This window comes from Paenibacillus sp. MCAF9 (genome assembly GCF_052114265.1).
GTDB lineage: Bacteria > Bacillota > Bacilli > Paenibacillales > Paenibacillaceae > Pristimantibacillus.
In genome coordinates this window covers 477361-493363 of record NZ_JBFREL010000004.1, presented here as the reverse complement: position 1 = coordinate 493363, position 16003 = coordinate 477361, and the positions used below count along the sequence as shown (strand labels likewise).

13 protein-coding genes are annotated in these 16003 nt (G+C 46.1%); 3 read left to right on the top strand and 10 right to left on the bottom strand.

The features are described from left to right. Positions 1-9: 9 nt before the first annotated feature. Positions 10-1122, bottom strand: a complete 1113-nt coding sequence (citZ, locus tag AB4Z45_RS10215) for a citrate synthase (protein WP_076267792.1) — start codon at positions 1120-1122, stop codon at positions 10-12. A gap of 306 nt (positions 1123-1428) precedes the next feature. Here citZ and AB4Z45_RS10210 point away from each other — a divergent pair, with 306 nt between their 5' ends. Then, the gene (locus AB4Z45_RS10210) at positions 1429-2976 is read left to right on the top strand and encodes a Ppx/GppA phosphatase family protein (RefSeq protein ID WP_441909051.1); all 1548 of its coding nucleotides are present in this window, start codon (positions 1429-1431) and stop codon (positions 2974-2976) included. On the opposite strand, the gene ppk1 is transcribed toward AB4Z45_RS10210, so the two are convergent. The 9 genes from ppk1 to AB4Z45_RS10165 all read right to left on the bottom strand — a co-directional run bounded on the left by ppk1 (position 2948) and on the right by AB4Z45_RS10165 (position 14959). Then, on the bottom strand, positions 2948-5014 hold the full coding sequence (gene ppk1 / locus AB4Z45_RS10205; RefSeq protein WP_441909050.1) for a polyphosphate kinase 1: 2067 nt from the start codon (positions 5012-5014) through the stop codon (positions 2948-2950). The genes AB4Z45_RS10210 and ppk1 overlap by 29 nt on opposite strands. Positions 5015-5182: 168 nt before the next feature. Next, entirely contained in the window at positions 5183-5575 is a 393-nt protein-coding gene (locus tag AB4Z45_RS10200; protein ID WP_076267795.1) for an FxsA family protein, read from the bottom strand. A 97-nt stretch (positions 5576-5672) separates the two neighbouring features. Further along, positions 5673-6140 carry an acyl-CoA thioesterase gene (locus AB4Z45_RS10195; RefSeq protein ID WP_441909049.1) on the bottom strand — a complete coding sequence of 156 codons (468 nt, stop codon included), beginning with the start codon at positions 6138-6140 and terminating at the stop codon, positions 5673-5675. A 127-nt stretch (positions 6141-6267) separates the two neighbouring features. Continuing rightward, positions 6268-8022 (bottom strand): pyruvate kinase, encoded by a 1755-nt coding sequence (pyk, locus tag AB4Z45_RS10190; protein ID WP_076267797.1) that lies wholly within the window; start codon positions 8020-8022, stop codon positions 6268-6270. Positions 8023-8119: 97 nt separating this feature from the next. Beyond that, positions 8120-9190, bottom strand: a complete 1071-nt coding sequence (locus AB4Z45_RS10185; RefSeq protein ID WP_441909047.1) for an acetyl-CoA carboxylase carboxyltransferase subunit alpha — start codon at positions 9188-9190, stop codon at positions 8120-8122. Beyond that, positions 9180-10049 carry an acetyl-CoA carboxylase, carboxyltransferase subunit beta gene (gene accD / locus AB4Z45_RS10180; protein WP_076267799.1) on the bottom strand — a complete coding sequence of 290 codons (870 nt, stop codon included), beginning with the start codon at positions 10047-10049 and terminating at the stop codon, positions 9180-9182. Before accD ends, AB4Z45_RS10185 begins: the two co-directional genes overlap by 11 nt. A gap of 40 nt (positions 10050-10089) precedes the next feature. Next, positions 10090-10281 carry a glutamate decarboxylase gene (locus tag AB4Z45_RS10175; RefSeq protein ID WP_076267800.1) on the bottom strand — a complete coding sequence of 64 codons (192 nt, stop codon included), beginning with the start codon at positions 10279-10281 and terminating at the stop codon, positions 10090-10092. A 95-nt stretch (positions 10282-10376) separates the two neighbouring features. Beyond that, the gene (locus AB4Z45_RS10170) at positions 10377-10868 is read right to left on the bottom strand and encodes a phosphatidylglycerophosphatase A family protein (protein ID WP_076267801.1); all 492 of its coding nucleotides are present in this window, start codon (positions 10866-10868) and stop codon (positions 10377-10379) included. Between the two features lie 419 nt (positions 10869-11287). Next, positions 11288-14959, bottom strand: a complete 3672-nt coding sequence (locus tag AB4Z45_RS10165; protein WP_441909046.1) for a DNA polymerase III subunit alpha — start codon at positions 14957-14959, stop codon at positions 11288-11290. A 141-nt stretch (positions 14960-15100) separates the two neighbouring features. Between AB4Z45_RS10165 and AB4Z45_RS10160 the strand changes: the two genes are divergently transcribed. Together AB4Z45_RS10160 and AB4Z45_RS10155 are read left to right on the top strand one after the other, a co-directional pair. Continuing rightward, positions 15101-15427 carry a YtrH family sporulation protein gene (locus tag AB4Z45_RS10160; protein WP_076267803.1) on the top strand — a complete coding sequence of 109 codons (327 nt, stop codon included), beginning with the start codon at positions 15101-15103 and terminating at the stop codon, positions 15425-15427. A gap of 3 nt (positions 15428-15430) precedes the next feature. Then, positions 15431-15946 carry a hypothetical protein gene (locus tag AB4Z45_RS10155; protein ID WP_441909045.1) on the top strand — a complete coding sequence of 172 codons (516 nt, stop codon included), beginning with the start codon at positions 15431-15433 and terminating at the stop codon, positions 15944-15946. Positions 15947-16003 lie beyond the last annotated feature (57 nt).

The following is a 16003-nucleotide window of genomic DNA, read 5'->3' as shown; positions in this document are numbered from 1 at the left end:
AATCACGAATTAACGCTGTTCAATCGGAATGTACTTCGCATTAACCGGACCAACATAGTCGGCACGCGGACGGATCAAGCGGTTATCTTGATATTGCTCAAGAATATGCGCGCTCCAACCAGATACCCGGCTGATTGCAAAAATAGGCGTGAACAAGTCGCGTGGAATTTCAAGCGTTGTATATACAGACGCTGAGTAGAAGTCCACGTTAGGCTTCAAGCCTTTTTGTCCAGTTACGAGCTCTTCAATTTTAACAGACATTTCGTAAAGCTCCATGTTGCCTGTCAGCTTGCCAAGCTCGCGGGACATTTTTTGCAGATGCTTCGCGCGAGGATCGCCGTTTTTGTATACGCGGTGACCAAAGCCCATAATTTTCACTTTGTTTGCAAGCGCGTTGTTAATAAAGCTTTCAACGTTAGCAGTAGAACCGATTTCTTCAAGCATAACCATTACAGCTTCGTTTGCACCGCCATGAAGAGGGCCTTTCAAAGCACCAATCGCTGACGTTACGCCCGAATAAATGTCCGACAACGTTGCTACGGTTACACGAGCAGCAAATGTCGACGCATTCAACTCGTGGTCAGCATGAAGAACGAGCGCTTGATCAAGTGCTTTAACAGCAACTTCAGCCGGCTCGCTGCCAGTAAGCATATACAAGAAATTATAGGCGATGGATACGCCTTTCTTTGGAGCTACAGGCTCTTGTCCTAGGCGGATGCGTGAAAAAGCAGCAATAATTGTTGGCAGCTGCGCCTGCAATTTAATTGCTTTCAATTGATTCGCTTCAGGAGACATATCGTTTGCGGATTCATCGTACAATGCTAAGCTGGATACTGCCGTACGAAGCGCAGCCATAGAATTTGTATTTTTTGGATAAAGCTTGATTTGATCAATTACGCCTTCTGGAAGCGCTGCAAATTGATCCAATTGCTTTTGCAGTCCATCAAGCTCAGAACGATTCGGTAGTTTACCGTACCATAGCAGGTAGGCAACCTCTTCAAAAGTAGCGTTTTCCGCAAGATCATCAATATCAATACCGCGGTATGTCAATACGCCATCAATAATGGAGCTGATGGAGGACGTCGCTGCGACAATTCCTTCCAGACCTTTAGTTGCTGTCATCGTTCTCTCTCCTTTAACATGGTTATCGTAAACAATAAAAAGGGGTCGTTTTTGTACCATCGCCTTTAATCATAAATGATTTCGGCAATTATGTGAACAAATACAGACATAAAAATGCTTTATCAGCGTCATCAATAATTTTTTCGCTTATTATTTCTCCGCTTCACTTCGTATGCTCAAACTGCATTTTTCCCTATTCGCTCCAATTTTAGCCGCAGCATAAACTATTTTTACAGAAACGGATAAAGTGGTAAAATGTCAAAAAGAGAACTTACAGAGCAAATTTTGCCGTATTGGAGGCGCAACATGACAGGACAACGCATCGGAATTATTGACATAGGCTCCAACTCCGTCCGTCTCGTCGTTTACGAGAAGACAGCAAATGGTGCTCATCGTGTGGCGGATAGCAGTAAACGGCCTGCCAGACTAAGCGAACGTATTGATGAAAACGGATGTCTGCCAGGTGCAGCGATCGATGATCTGATCGACACACTGAATCATTTTACCATGATTTGCACACATAATCATACAAGCCATATTCGAGCAGTCGCAACGGCTGCTATTCGAAATGCAAATAATCGTTCAGAAATCCTTGCTCGTATTCATTCGGCCACAGGCTTAACCATCGAATTGCTCACCGGTGAGGATGAAGCCTCGTACGGCTTTCTCGGCATGATTAACTCACTAAATATTCGTGACGGCCTTCTCATTGATATCGGCGGTGGAAGCACCGAGCTTTCATTATTTCGCAACCGCGTTCTCGTTCATTCTGTATCCTTTCCGTTTGGTTGCGTAAGCTTCAACAAACGTTTCGGCACAAAAGGCACGCTCCAAGATGAAGACCTGAAGGCGCTTGAAGCCATCGTTGCAGAAGCGGCTCGAAACGAGACCTGGATTGGAGAAACAGCAGGACTACCGCTCGTCGGTGTCGGAGGCACGGTGCGTGCATTAGGAAAAATGCATCAAGCCGCATACAAATACCCTTTTCCGCAAACACATAATTATCCGATTACGAGCGAGCACGTTGATGAGCTCTTTCATCAAATGCGCAAGCTTCCGCTTGATAAAAGACGTAAACTTCCGGGCTTGTCCAAGGATCGTGCTGATGTGGTTGTACCCGGTGTCGCTATTTTACGCGTATTATTCCGTGCAACCAAAGCAACTTATTACCGAATTTGCGGTGCTGGACTGCGCGATGGCTTGTTCCATGCAACCAGATTCCCAAATCGTCCAAAACTAGATGATGTGCTCAAATATAGCCTAACAAATTTAAGTGCCCTGCATCCAGAAGCTCCAAAGCAGCATGTGCTGCAGGTCAACCGAATCTCTCTAGAGATTTATGATGTCCTGAACTATGTTCATCCATTGACACCTCAATCGAGAGTGCTGCTGGACACAGCGTCACAGTTGTTCCGAATCGGTGCATCCATTGATTATTACGAATATGCAAGGCATTCCTTCTATCTTATTGTTAATTCCCAGTTGAATGGGCTAACGCATCGCGAAATGATTATGACAGCAGCTATCGCATCTTACAAAAGCAAAGGCCGGGCTCGTCAGCACATTTCCGAATATAAGGAACTGCTTAACGAATCCGACCTTGAAGTCATTTATAAGCTTGGCTCATTGCTTCAGCTGTCGACTGCGCTTGATCGCGGGGAAACACAAGCCATTGCTCAACTAAATGTCCAATTATCCGGCATTCAGCTGCTGCTTCGCCCGATTCAGCCGCGAGGAACGCTTGTAGTTGAGCGCCGAGAAGTGGAAGAGCTCGCCAGCGAATTCAAGAAACTTTGGGGATTCACGCCGAGCCTCGACTTTTCGTCTACGCACGTCCCTTCCAAGACGCTATAACCTTTGCCTCGAATTGACTGCGGAACGGCTCTTTATCAGCACTAGTAAGATGCTCATAAGTACCGTTCGGCTGCAATTCACGGGCTTTTACATTATCATCGATATTAAGCTGAAGCATCTTGATCAATATTTGTCTCAAATTCGGATCAAATACGGGACACATAAGCTCAATCCTTCTTGTAAGATTACGAGTCATCCAATCCGCGCTCGACAAATATACCTCTTCTTCCCCGCCATTATGGAAGTACATAATCCGTGCATGCTCCAGAAAACGGTCGACGATACTAATTACCTGAATATTTTCACTGCGCCCAGGAACACCCGGCCGCAAGCAGCAAACGCCGCGAACGATTAATACGATTTTCACTCCCGCTTGAGAGGCTTCATAAAGCTTATCAATCATCTCTTGATTCGATAAAGAATTCATTTTGGCAATAATGCGAGCTGGCTTCCCGGCTGCTGCATTCAATCTTTCCCTATCGATTAACCGATATAGCTTTTCCTTCAAATCAGAAGGCGCAACGCCAAAAGCTTTCCACTCATAAGGTGATGAATAACCCGTAACCTCGTTGAACAAAGCCGAAGCATCGCCGCCGATTATTGGATGTGACGTAAAAAGTCCAATATCCGTATATAATGTTGCCGTACTGTCATTATAATTCCCTGTCCCTACATGAACGTAGCGGCGCAGCGTGCCATGCTCTCGTCTAACAACTAACAAGATTTTCGCATGTGTCTTCAGACCAACTAGGCCGTAAACGACATGGCAACCAGCCTTTTCCAGCTGGCGCGCCCAAGCGATGTTCCTTTCCTCGTCAAACCTCGCCTTTAGCTCTACAACGACCGTTACCTGCTTACCAGCCTCGCCTGCCTTAGCAAGCGCTTGAACGAGCGCAGACTGGCCGCTCACGCGGTATAACGTCATTTTTATCGCTAGCACGTCGGGATCATAAGCAGCCTGCATGACAAAGTCATTAACTGCATCAAATGATTCATAAGGATGATACATCAAAACATCGCGCTGGCGGATGACCTCAAACATATCGTCAGTGTGGTCAAATTCTCTTGGATAAATTGGCTCAAGCTTCTCATACCGCAAATTATCATTGCCCGGTACCGCTCCTGCAAACTTCATCAAAAAGCTTAAATCAAGCGGTCCATCTATTTCGAATAAATTATCTTCGATTTCGAGCTCTTCGGTAAGCATTTCGAGCGCATAAGGGTGCATCCCTTTGGAAACCTCCAGCCTTACAGGAATTCCCCAGCGGCGGCGGCGCAGCTCTTTCTCGATCTCCTCAAGCAGATCCTCGGCATCCTCTTCATTCAATGTAATATCCGCATCCCTTGTTAAGCGGAACGGGTTTACTGCGAATGGAATATAGCCGTTGAATAACGTATCGATGAACTTTTCAATTAAATCCTCAAGAAGCACAAACTCCGTTTTCTTGCTGTTAATTCGTCCTGGGACAGGTACAAATCTCGGTAATATAGAAGGTACTTGGACAATCGCAAATAACGGCTCCTCTTCAGACGGATCACTCTCTTGTCTAAGAAGTACTGCTAAATACAGCTCTTTCGTATGAACAAGCGGGAACGGTCTGCTCTGATCGACAGCCATCGGTGTAAGTACTGGAAATACGATTTCATGAAAATAATCCGAGACTGCTTTCGTTTGCGTTATATTAAGCTCATCCAGCGAACGAATAAAAATGCCCTCACGACTGAGGCTTCGGAACACTTCTCTGTATGTACGATATTGATCATGGACCATTTGGGTTGCTCGCTTAATCAGCCGCTTCCAAAGTCCAGAGGGCGTATAGCCCGTAAAATCAGTTTTGGATAAGCCGGCTCTCATCTGCATCTGGATGCCAGCAACTCGCACGCTCATAAATTCATCCAAATTACTTGAGACAATTGCCAAAAACTTTGCTCTCTCAAGCAGCGGATTGCTGAGATCCTGCGCCTCTTGAAGAACTCTTCGGTTGAATTCGATCCAACTTAAGTCACGATTTACATAGTTGGACAAAAGCTTGGTCATTTCTCACGCCTCCTGAGTAATTTTGCGAAATAAACCTGCTTCTCTAACATACGCTTCTTGCCTCATATCAAGAATGCTAATATAACGACAAGAAACGACTTATATCTATCTCATTATGAAGCATGACTATTATTGCCATGTTAACCTTTTGTAAATGTCACGTAAATATTAGAATCTTCCGATCTTAAAATTGCCGTTTCGTATTCTTTTCTCTAATTCACGCAGCATGATTAGTCTATAAAAGGTTCTTGTAAATGGAATAAGCAGCGTAATGCCTATGATGTCAGACAGAAACCCTGGCAGCAGCAGCAAAATACCTCCTGCTAGCACACATAATCCATCTAAAAGCGACTGGCCGGGAATTTGTCCAGCTTGCATTTGACGCTGAGCCTCGCCCCATACTTTTCGCCCTTCCATTCGGGCCAAATAAGCGCCTGCCAAACCCATGAGGATCAGTATAAAAAAAGTGTTCCAGCCCCCGATCCAGCCGCTAACTTGAAAGATTCCCCAAAGCTCAACTAATGGAACAACAATTAAAACTGCCAACAGCCATTTATACATGATTGGACCTCCTAAAAGTTTGCGTAGCAAACTTACTTCGTAAGCATAAGCTTGGTTTGCTAAGCTGCAAAATATCATCGCAATTTGCAAGACAAACTTACTTCGTACGCAGCAATTCATACAATTCAGGCATGACTTTGTTTAAGCGCGCTGGTTGCCATGACTCGTTGACCCATACATGCTTGGTTCCACCCTCAACAAGCAGCTCACCAGGCAGTGATTCACTTTCTGATACTTCTGACGCATGGAAATCATCCATTGATACTTTTCTAACCTGTGATTCAAAGGATACGCGCAGAGGGCTGCAATCAGCAATTCGAGTACAAACGACTACAGTATCGTCATAGCGAGCGGGTTGCACATAGCGGCATTGCAAATCTATAACCGGCAGCAGCAATCCTTGCTCTTCAATCGTTTTATAGTCATAACCAGCATTTCTTATCCATTCAGTACGTCCAATTTCGAACCAAGTTACATAATTCCCGTGAAAAACGACACCCATTTGATCGGTTTCCTGATAACGAACGCGCAGCGGGTGCAGAACCCAAGTGGAAGCTGACAGCATAAATGTCCCCCCATTTTTTATCAAAACGAACATGCTTTGACGAAATGATTAGCAAAAAGCGACGGTGAGATCACCATCGCTTTTTGTTTTTGTACTATATTGTTGTCAAAACAAAGGCACTGTTATATTACAGTACTTTTGATTGGCCGTGATAGATAACGCCTGTTTCGCCATAGATGGTAACTTCCATGCCATCTTGCAGCAATTCAGTTGCATTTTGGATGCCAAGAATAACTGGGATTCCAAGATTCAGGCCAACTACAGCCGCGTGGCTAGTAATTCCGCCTTGCTCTGTAATAACTGCACCAGCTTTTTCAAATGCAGGCATATATTCTTTATCTGTGGAGATCGTTACCAAGATTGAACCTTGAGTTGTTTTTGCAATAGCTTCCTCAGGTGTACGAGCTACTACAATTTTACCGATAGCTGTTTGGCTGCCGATACCTTGTCCTTGTGCCAAAAGCTCACCAATGTGGTGAATTTTGATAAGGTTTGTAGTGCCAGCGCGGCCAACTGGAACGCCAGCTGTAATAACAACTGTATCTCCCAAGCTTAGGAATCCAGTGCTCATTCCGCCTTTTACAGCATTTTCGAACATTTCATCCGTTGTATCCGCATCTGGACCAAGCACTGCAAATACGCCCCAAATGAGAGATAGACGACGCAATACCTTCTCATCAGTCGTTACAGCAATGATTGGAGCTTTAGGCTTGTACTTCGATACCATGCGAGCTGTAAAGCCGCTTTGCGTCGATGTGATGATCGCTTTTGCACCAAGGTCAAGAGCCGAGTTAGCAACAGCTTGGCTGATTGCTTCTGTAACGGATACTTGTTGTGCATTAGCTTGTTTTGTGAAAATTTCACGGTATTCCAAAGCGGCTTCCGCACGCTCAGCAATACGAGCCATTGTTTGTACGGATTCAGTTGGATATCTTCCCGCAGCTGTTTCGCCGGAAAGCATGATCGCATCTGTACCGTCAAAAATCGCATTTGCAACGTCACTCGCTTCTGCGCGAGTTGGACGCGGGTTGCGCTGCATGGAATCAAGCATTTGTGTTGCTGTAATGACAGGTTTACCTACACGGTTACCTTTTTTGATCATATTTTTTTGAACGAGCGGCACTTCTTCAGCTGGAATTTCAACGCCGAGGTCGCCACGCGCTACCATAAGACCGTCAGAAACCTCAAGAATTTCATCAAGGTTGTCTACGCCTTCTTGGTTCTCAATTTTGGAGATGATTTGAATGTGACCTGCATTATGACGCTCAAGCAATTCACGAATTTCAAGCACGTCGCTCGCTTTACGAACAAAAGATGCTGCGATGAAGTCTACGCCTTGCTCGATACCAAATACGATATCGTTAGCATCCTTTTCCGTAATACCAGGCAATGAAATTTTCACGCCAGGAACGTTAACGCCTTTTTTGCTTTTAATTGGACCGCTGTTTACGATACGGCAAACGATCTCAGTGCCTTTAACCTCTTCAACTGTCAATCCGATCAAGCCATCATCAATGAGGATAGTTGAACCAATTGTTACATCGTTTGGAAGGTTGTTGTAAGTAATAGGAACACGGTTGCGGTCACCCAAAATTTCTTCTGTAGTAAGCGTAACGATTTCACCTTGATTAAGCTCAATAGGCTCTTCTTTAAGCTTGCCAAGACGAATTTCAGGACCTTTCGTATCAAGCAAAACCGCTACCGAAGTACCAAGTTCTGCATTTGCAATGCGGATGTTTTTAATACGGTTGCCGTGCTCTTCAAAATCTCCGTGTGAGAAGTTAAGACGGGCAACGTTCATGCCTGCATTGATTAGCTTTTTTGTGTTTTCCAGTGATTCGCTGGATGGACCGATAGTACAAACAATTTTCGTTTTACGCATGTTAAGTTTCCTCCGTATACTGCCTGATATTCTTTACTATACTGACATGACAACCCACTGCTTGTACAGTGAAATAATCATTTTTACATATTATTCACTATTGAACGGTCGGAGTTGCTTCCGGCGCCTGTTCCTGAGATACATTCACCGCGTCCGCTTTTAGACCGATATTTGTATCAGCAACTGCTCCGTCTGCCACATCTCCGGGCTCTTCAACGATCTTGAATTGACCCACTTTACGGAATTTATTATACCGATCTTCGATAAGCTGTTCAGCACTCATTTTCATAAGTTCTTGTAAATGCTGCCACAGCTTTTCCTTAATTTGCTCCGCTTGAAATGCCAAGTCCTTATGTGCACCGCCCTGCGGCTCTGGAACTATATCCTCAATTACACCAAACTCTAACAAGTCTTTGGCTGTAATCTTCATGGCTTCAGCTGCTTGATCTGCCCTGGAAGCATCTTTCCATAAGATGGATGCCGCTCCATTTGGCGAGATTGCACTATAAATCGCATTTTCCAACATTAACACACGGTTTCCGACGCCTAAAGCGAGTGCTCCCCCGCTGCCGCCTTCACCAATAACGATACAAATAATAGGCACGCCGAAGCCGGCCATTTCCCGCAGGTTGCGCGCAATCGCTTCCGATTGACCTCGCTCCTCGGCGGTTTTGCCCGGATAAGCACCCTTCGTATCAATAAACGTGATGATTGGCCGCTTGAATTTGTTCGCTTGCTCCATGAGACGAAGCGCCTTGCGGAAGCCCTCAGGATGAGGACTGCCGAAGAAACGAGCAATATTCTCACGAGTGTCCTTGCCGCGCTGGTGTCCAATAACAGTAACTGGAACACCGTTTATCTTAGCAAGGCCACCAACGATGGCAAGATCATCTGCAAACAGACGATCTCCATGAAGCTCCATATAATCGGTAAATACCGTTTGAATGAAGTCTAACGATGTCGGACGCTGATGATGACGCGCCATATGCATCTTTTGAGCCGGAGTCAGCTCACTATACAATTCTTCTTCCAGCTGCTTGCACTTAAGCTCAAGACCTCGAATTTCTTCCGTGAAGTCGATACCCTTCTCCACGCTTAAGGTCTTAAGCTCAGTTACCTTCTGCCGCAAGTCATACAACGGTTTTTCAAAAGGCAGCTCACCCGCCATAGGATGTTTCCTCCCTTACGCAATGCATATCAAGCAGCTTTGCTAACGTAGGTTTCATATCTTTGCGGTGTACGACTTTATCCAATTGGCCATGCTGCAAGTTAAACTCAGCCGTCTGGAAGTCGTCAGGCAGCTTCTGGCGAATCGTTTGTTCGATAACAATTCGTCCGGCAAAACCGATCAACGCGCCAGGCTCGGCCAAATTGTAATCGCCCAAGCTCGCAAAGCTTGCCGAAACCCCGCCCGTAGTAGGATCGGTAAAAATCGAAATAAACAAACCCCCGGCACCTTGAAACTTTGAAAGTGCCGCGCTCGTTTTGGCCATTTGCATTAAGCTAAGAATACTTTCCTGCATCCGGGCGCCGCCCGATGTTGAGAAAATAAGAAGCGGCAGTTTCTTCTCATGAGCCGCTTCGATCGCTCTTGTAATTTTCTCTCCAACTACGGATCCCATACTGCCAGTGAAAAAATCAAAGCTCATGACTGCTACGACGACAGGAAAACCACCAATTGTACCTTCTCCTGTTACGACAGCTTCGCGAAGACTCGACTTGCTCTTCTGCTGCTCTAGCTTGCTCGCGTAACCTGGGAAGTTTAGAGGATCGATGGATTCCATATTGGCATCGTATTCTACCAGATGCCCATCATCAAGCGTTAATGCAATACGCTCCAACGCGCTTAGACGGTAATGATAACCGCAGGATGAGCATACCTTCAAATTCTTTTCCAACTCTTTGCTATACTGAATCGTGCCGCATTTGGAGCACTTATTCATCAAGCCCTCAGGAACTTCACGCTTGCGTGGTTCCGAAGGTATCGTTGCATATTTTTTCTTAGTAAATAAATCTTTTATTTGCACGTGTGACACCTCTCAAGGCGCAATAGTATAGAGCAGTCCATCATAATGGCCGCATAATGGAGTTGAATACTTCTTGAACTTCCTCCAACTCGCCTGACGGAACTAGTATCTCGTATTGCTGTTTGGACAGATTGACGGAGCGGATTTTCACCAGAAACCCTTCATCCGTTAGCCGCTTCTTGATGTTATCTGCAATTTTTGCTGTTGGTGCGATATAAATGACCGTCCACATCATGGTACCTCCTGAAAACTTTGCTTCCACAAAGCTCACTTACTAAGCACAGCTATCCCGGTAACAGGCCATATGATCTCACAATGATACCATAGTTAAGGCGAATCCGGCAAATCATATTGGATCGCTTTCGGGTCCTGATGTGCAATTCGAGCAGACGCGGCAGCGGCTAATCCAGCAACCAGGTCATCTAAAAAAACATGAATTCGTTCACCTTTTATATTTAGTTGACGAATAATACCGGGTTTTACTTTATCTAAATATCCGAAGCTCGTCAATCCAATCATGCCGTAAACATTCGTAATGCCGAGCGCAAGCGTCTCATCCACACCGTAAAGCGACTCATCATTTTCCATAATCGATTGCAATGGCTCTGGCAATAACTTCCGCTCAGCTAACTCATCAAGGGCCATACCCGTATACATGACATATTGAACCTCTCGTTTGCCAAGCACCGCCCTTACGCTTTCCTCACACTCTTCCATCGTCAAATCACCGTTATAAGGGCGCTGCAGCGTATAAACGATTTCTGTTACATCATCGATGGATACCCCTCGTTTTAAGAGCCATTTCTCGATTCCTGTCATAGGACTCATCCCTCCCGTAACTGCTTGTACGTTTATCTTGGAAACATAGGCGTGAGCAGATGACATTGTCCTCAGGCGGCGCTCGCACTCTCCGAGCCCCATAGCCATCTTCACATGTATCTCTAAACATATGCACAGATAGGCTCTGATGTGCATACGAAATGCCGTTGCTTGCAAGATAAAGCAGAAGGGTAGAAATCCTATTGCATCAATACCAAATATTCATGGAAAAAGAATAATTTTCTCTTTTTTTTTTTGCATAATCTCACTATCGAAATAATTACAAACCACGGTTTGCTCAGCTCAAACCTTTCTCGCCATTGCATATTTTCAAGCTTAAAATTAGCATCTAATTTCTGATTTACCAGAAGCGAGAAATAGATTGCAGAAGGTCTCGCATCAGCTTGTTTATGTCGTTGTCATTTGACGATGATCGAGCCTTCACCCAAGAGCTGCTCAACGGCTGCGATAAGCTCAGCAGATGGTTTAACGCGATAACTATCGCTGAGAGCAATCGATTTTTGTCCTTGTACATAAAATAACACGGTAGCGAGCTGTCCGGAATGACCAGCCAAAACACTTTTCAGCTGTTCAAGGACAGCAGGCTGTTCATTTTCAGCCACAATTTTTATATATACGCGCTGCGGCTTGCGCTCATCAGATGCAGGTGTATTGCGGTTATTTCCGGACTGAGGGCTGGATTTAACGCTACTATTATCAGCAGCCTTAGTCTGGAAAGCTGGCCGATTGCTAGGTGACGTCGTTCGGTTAGCTTGGCCTTGCGTTTTCTGAGTACTGCCCGCAGAAGTATAGCTGCTGCCACCCGTTCTTGCCGCGCGAGCCTTCGCCTGCTTCTGCAGCCGTCCTACGTGATCCGCGAGCTCCATCTCCGCATGTTCAATCGGTACACAATCCTCAACGATGAGCTTATAATCATCATCCTGCTGCTGAACCGTTGCTTGTATAATGGCTAAGCCGCCCTTTTTGAGCTTGCTTTCGATTCGCTTCCAGATCGTCGGAAATACGACAGCTTCCACACGCATTATGCGATCTTCAAGCTCGAGGAAACCCATGGACAGACCTTTCTTATTCGTGAAAGGCTTGATGGATACGACCATAATTCCGACAATAGCAATCGCCCCGTCCTTTGCATCAGACAGCTCAACCAACCGATCAAGACCTAACGCCGACAGCTGCTGCTCGGCAGCATCCAGCGGATGGCCGGATAAATAAAGCCCCAGCAGGTCCCTTTCAAAATCAAGCTGTTGCCCTGTCGTGTACGGACGGATATCGGGCAGCTCGACATCCCAGTTCTGCACCTCATCTAAACCAAACATTTCAATTTGCAGCTCTTCACGGTCTTTGCGCCATTTGATTGCTGTCTCTACCGTCTCCTCCAAAGCAGCTAGTAGCTGAGCACGGTGTCCTGGCAACGAATCAAGAGCTCCCGCCTGAATGAGCGACTCCAGCACCCGCTTGTTCACAACCCGCAGGTCTACACGTTGGCAAAGATCCAGAAGACTATCGAAGAGCCGATCCTTTCGCTCTTTTAAGATCGCTTCAATGGCTTGTGTCCCAACATTTTTAATAGCTGCCAGCCCGAATCGAACCGCTTTCTCAACAGGTGTAAACGATACGCTGCTTTCATTAACGTCAGGCGGCAGCACAGCAATGCCCATTCGCCTGCATTCATCCACATATTCAGCGGTCTTCCGCTGATTTCCTGTAACTGAAGCGAGCATCGATGCCATAAACGGCACAGGATAGTTAGCTTTAAGCCATGCTGTCTGAAAGGCGAGTACTCCATATGCTGCTGCATGCGCCCGAGGGAACCCGTAATCGGCAAATCGAACAATCATGTCGTAGACATGATTGGCATCCGTTTCTGAATACCCTTGTGCAAGACTTCCTTTCACAAAGTGAGCCCGCTCTTCGTCGAGCACCTCGCGCTTCTTCTTGGATACTGCTCGGCGCAGCAAATCCGCTTCACCAAGAGAGAAGCCAGCCATCAAGGAGGCAATTTGCATGATCTGCTCTTGATAAACAATAATGCCATACGTGTCAGAGAGAATAGGCTCTAGCGACGGATGCGGATACTCAACCGTTACGAGCCCGTGTTTGCCTTGAATGTATTTAGGAATAAACTCCATCGGGCCGGGACGGTAGAGTGCAAGAACGGAGACGATATCCTCGAATTCCGTTGGCTTCATTTCCTTCAGCACTCGCCGCACACCGGCAGACTCGAGTTGAAAAATTCCGGTCGTGTCGCCGCGGCTCAGCATGGCATACGTTGCCGGATCACTATCGCTAATGGTGTGGAAATCGATCACTCTGCCGTGCTGCTCCTTAACCGCGTGCAGTGCACGCTCTAGAATGGAGAGTGTACGCAGACCGAGAAAATCCATTTTCAGAAGTCCAATCGCTTCTAAATGCTCCATTGAATATTGGGTGAGCGGTATTCTCTCGCTTCCTGTCTGTATGGGCGTATAGTGTGTCAGCGGCTCCTGTGAAATCACAACGCCCGCAGCATGAGTGGAGGCATGCCTTGGCATGCCCTCAACCTTCAAGGCCATCTTCAGCATAGCCGCCGTCTTCGGCTGACGCTCGCTTGCTTCGCGAAGCTCGTTGCTCATACGAAGCGCTTCCTCAATCGTAATGCCCAGCTGGTTTGGAATAAGCTTAGCTGCTCGATCCACCTCTTGAAACGGAACGTTCATAGCTCTGCCTACATCTCGAACTGCTGCCTTGGCAGCCATCGTTCCGAATGTAATGATTTGAGCAACATGCTCTTCGCCGTATTTGGCTGCCACATAAGCAATGACCTCGTCACGCCGTTCATCATTGAAGTCAATATCGATATCGGGCATGGAAATTCGCTCAGGATTAAGAAATCGCTCGAACAAAAGTTTATATTTCAGCGGATCAACATCCGTTATTCGAAGCGTATACGCAACAAGGCTGCCCGCGGACGAGCCTCGTCCAGGTCCCGTTCTAATGCCTGAATCATGAGCGAAGCGAATAAAATCCCAAACGATCAGAAAGTAATCGCTGAATCCCATCTTCTCGATGACAGACAGCTCATATTCGAGCCGCTGCTCCGCCTTTTGTCTATAATCAGTATCCTGAACCCACTCTGGATTACCGCCATATCTAGCAACTAATCCGTCGCGGCATAAAGTAATTAAGTAATCGGATGAGCTCATACCCGATGGTACCGGCCGAAAAACAGGAAGCGCTGCGCGTCCAAGCGTCAGCTCAAGCTCACATTTATCCGCAATTTCAACCGTATTCGCAATCGCTTCAGGCACATGTCTGTACAGCAGTGCCATTTCGTCCGCACTCTTCAGATACATCTGATCTGTCAGCATGCGCAATCGATCAGTATCCTCTGTCGTTTTGCCCGTACCGATGCAAATAAGAACATCCTGCATAGCAGCGTCCTCAGCCTGCAAGTAATGCACGTCATTTGTAGCGACCAGCTTAATACCTGTTTCCTCTGCAAGCTTTATCATATCAACAGCTACTTTTTTCTGATCCAGAAGACCATGATCCTGCAGCTCTAAATAAAAGTCATCTCCGAAAATATCTTTATAACGCAAAGCGCTGCTTCGCGCTTGCTCCAAGCGGTCATGCAGCAGATGCTGAGAGATCTCGCTCCCCAAACAAGAGCTTAAACAAATCAGCCCTTCAGAGTACTCACGCAACATCTCCAAATCAACGCGGGGTTTATAGTGAAAACCTTCTAAATGTGCTATGGAGCAGAGCTTCATTAAGTTTCGATAACCCGCTTCGTTTTTGGCAAGCACAATCAAATGATAGATTGGATTTTCCTTGCGCGACCCTTTCTCAAAGCGAGAACCAGTCGTCATATATAGTTCGCAACCAATAATCGGTTTTATTCCTTGTGCACGGCATGCCCGGTAAAAAGGAATAGCTCCGTACATGACTCCATGATCGGTGAGCGCAAGTGCCTTCATGCCGAGGTCCGCAGCTTTAGCTGTCAAATCTTTAATTCTGGCGGCGCCGTCGAGCAGGCTATATTCGCTGTGGACGTGCAAATGCACGAAAGATTGTTCATTATGGCCGCTCATCGCATCGGTTCCTTTCCGCTTCGTCCAAAAATAAGATAATTCTATTTTATCATAATAGCGATGGACACGCCCATAGAATGGTAGCAGAGCATACAAGCATGCGGTGTTAATCTATAAGACTATATTTTTGGAGGGATACGGGTGAGCTATTTTTTGTCCAAAGCAGGACTTGATTTCTTTATCGCATTTGGCGTTGTGTTAGGTGGATCTACGCTTGCAGCAGTGGGATCAGTGTTTATGCTGATGCCGCCAGCCCATACAATGCTCGATACAGCCATAAAACTGAAAATATGGGCGATCGTCGCAGCAATCGGGGGGTCGATTGATCCCGTTCGAGTCATTGAAAGCAACATTATGGATGGTCAGTTATCGCCGGCAGCCCAGCAAATTTGCTTTATTATTATCGCCTTTCTGGGTGCGCATTTAGGCACAGAGCTAGTGCGGCTGATTTGCAAGGGGGCCACCTAAGCGATGCGCGTGCCGCCGTTTAGCCGTTTCACGAGAGGACTGCAAATGGTAGGAGTATTCACACTCGGGATGATCATTGGCGCAATTGTGTACAATTCGCTTTATTTGGCGCAATTTGAGGCTTTAATCACTTTGAAGAGTGAGCTGGAGGTTAAGCTGGAGCAATACGAAACGGATTTAAAACATTTAAATGAATTCAAGAATCAACATACCGTTATAAAAAGCATCCTGCCCCGTGTAGAGAAAGAAGCCGGCCAAAATACGGGAAGGCCCCATCTCGATCAAGTTACCGAGGCGTTGATTATTAAGCGGATAAAGGGGGATTTGAGCGTCTTCCTTGGGCAAAGCATTTATGAAATTGACTCTGACGCAAAATTCGCACGCAACCTCCTTGAGAAGAAGGTCTATATGGATGTGAACAGCAAGGACTATACCATTGAGGTTAAGACTATTCTTGTCGTTGATAATGTTCTGCATGTCTGGATCAAGGTACGTGATTATGYAAAGCCTCCTTCTTAAGCATACAGCTGCGATTCGTGATACAATAGAGCCTGTCTATTCACAAGATCGAAGCTG

Excerpts from the sequence above, each read along its gene's own strand:
- citZ (WP_076267792.1), bottom strand. The coding sequence starts at position 1,122 with ATGACAGCAACTAAAGGTCTGGAAGGAATTGTCGCAGCGACGTCCTCC.
- AB4Z45_RS10170 (WP_076267801.1), bottom strand. The coding sequence starts at position 10,868 with ATGACAGGAATCGAGAAATGGCTCTTAAAACGAGGGGTATCCATCGAT.
- AB4Z45_RS10200 (WP_076267795.1), bottom strand. The coding sequence starts at position 5,575 with ATGTATAAATGGCTGTTGGCAGTTTTAATTGTTGTTCCATTAGTTGAG.
- ppk1 (WP_441909050.1), bottom strand. The coding sequence starts at position 5,014 with ATGACCAAGCTTTTGTCCAACTATGTAAATCGTGACTTAAGTTGGATC.
- AB4Z45_RS10185 (WP_441909047.1), bottom strand. The coding sequence starts at position 9,190 with ATGGCGGGTGAGCTGCCTTTTGAAAAACCGTTGTATGACTTGCGGCAG.
- pyk (WP_076267797.1), bottom strand. The coding sequence starts at position 8,022 with ATGCGTAAAACGAAAATTGTTTGTACTATCGGTCCATCCAGCGAATCA.
- AB4Z45_RS10195 (WP_441909049.1), bottom strand. The coding sequence starts at position 6,140 with ATGCTGTCAGCTTCCACTTGGGTTCTGCACCCGCTGCGCGTTCGTTAT.
- AB4Z45_RS10165 (WP_441909046.1), bottom strand. The coding sequence starts at position 14,959 with ATGAGCGGCCATAATGAACAATCTTTCGTGCATTTGCACGTCCACAGC.
- AB4Z45_RS10210 (WP_441909051.1), top strand. The coding sequence starts at position 1,429 with ATGACAGGACAACGCATCGGAATTATTGACATAGGCTCCAACTCCGTC.
- AB4Z45_RS10175 (WP_076267800.1), bottom strand. The coding sequence starts at position 10,281 with ATGTGGACGGTCATTTATATCGCACCAACAGCAAAAATTGCAGATAAC.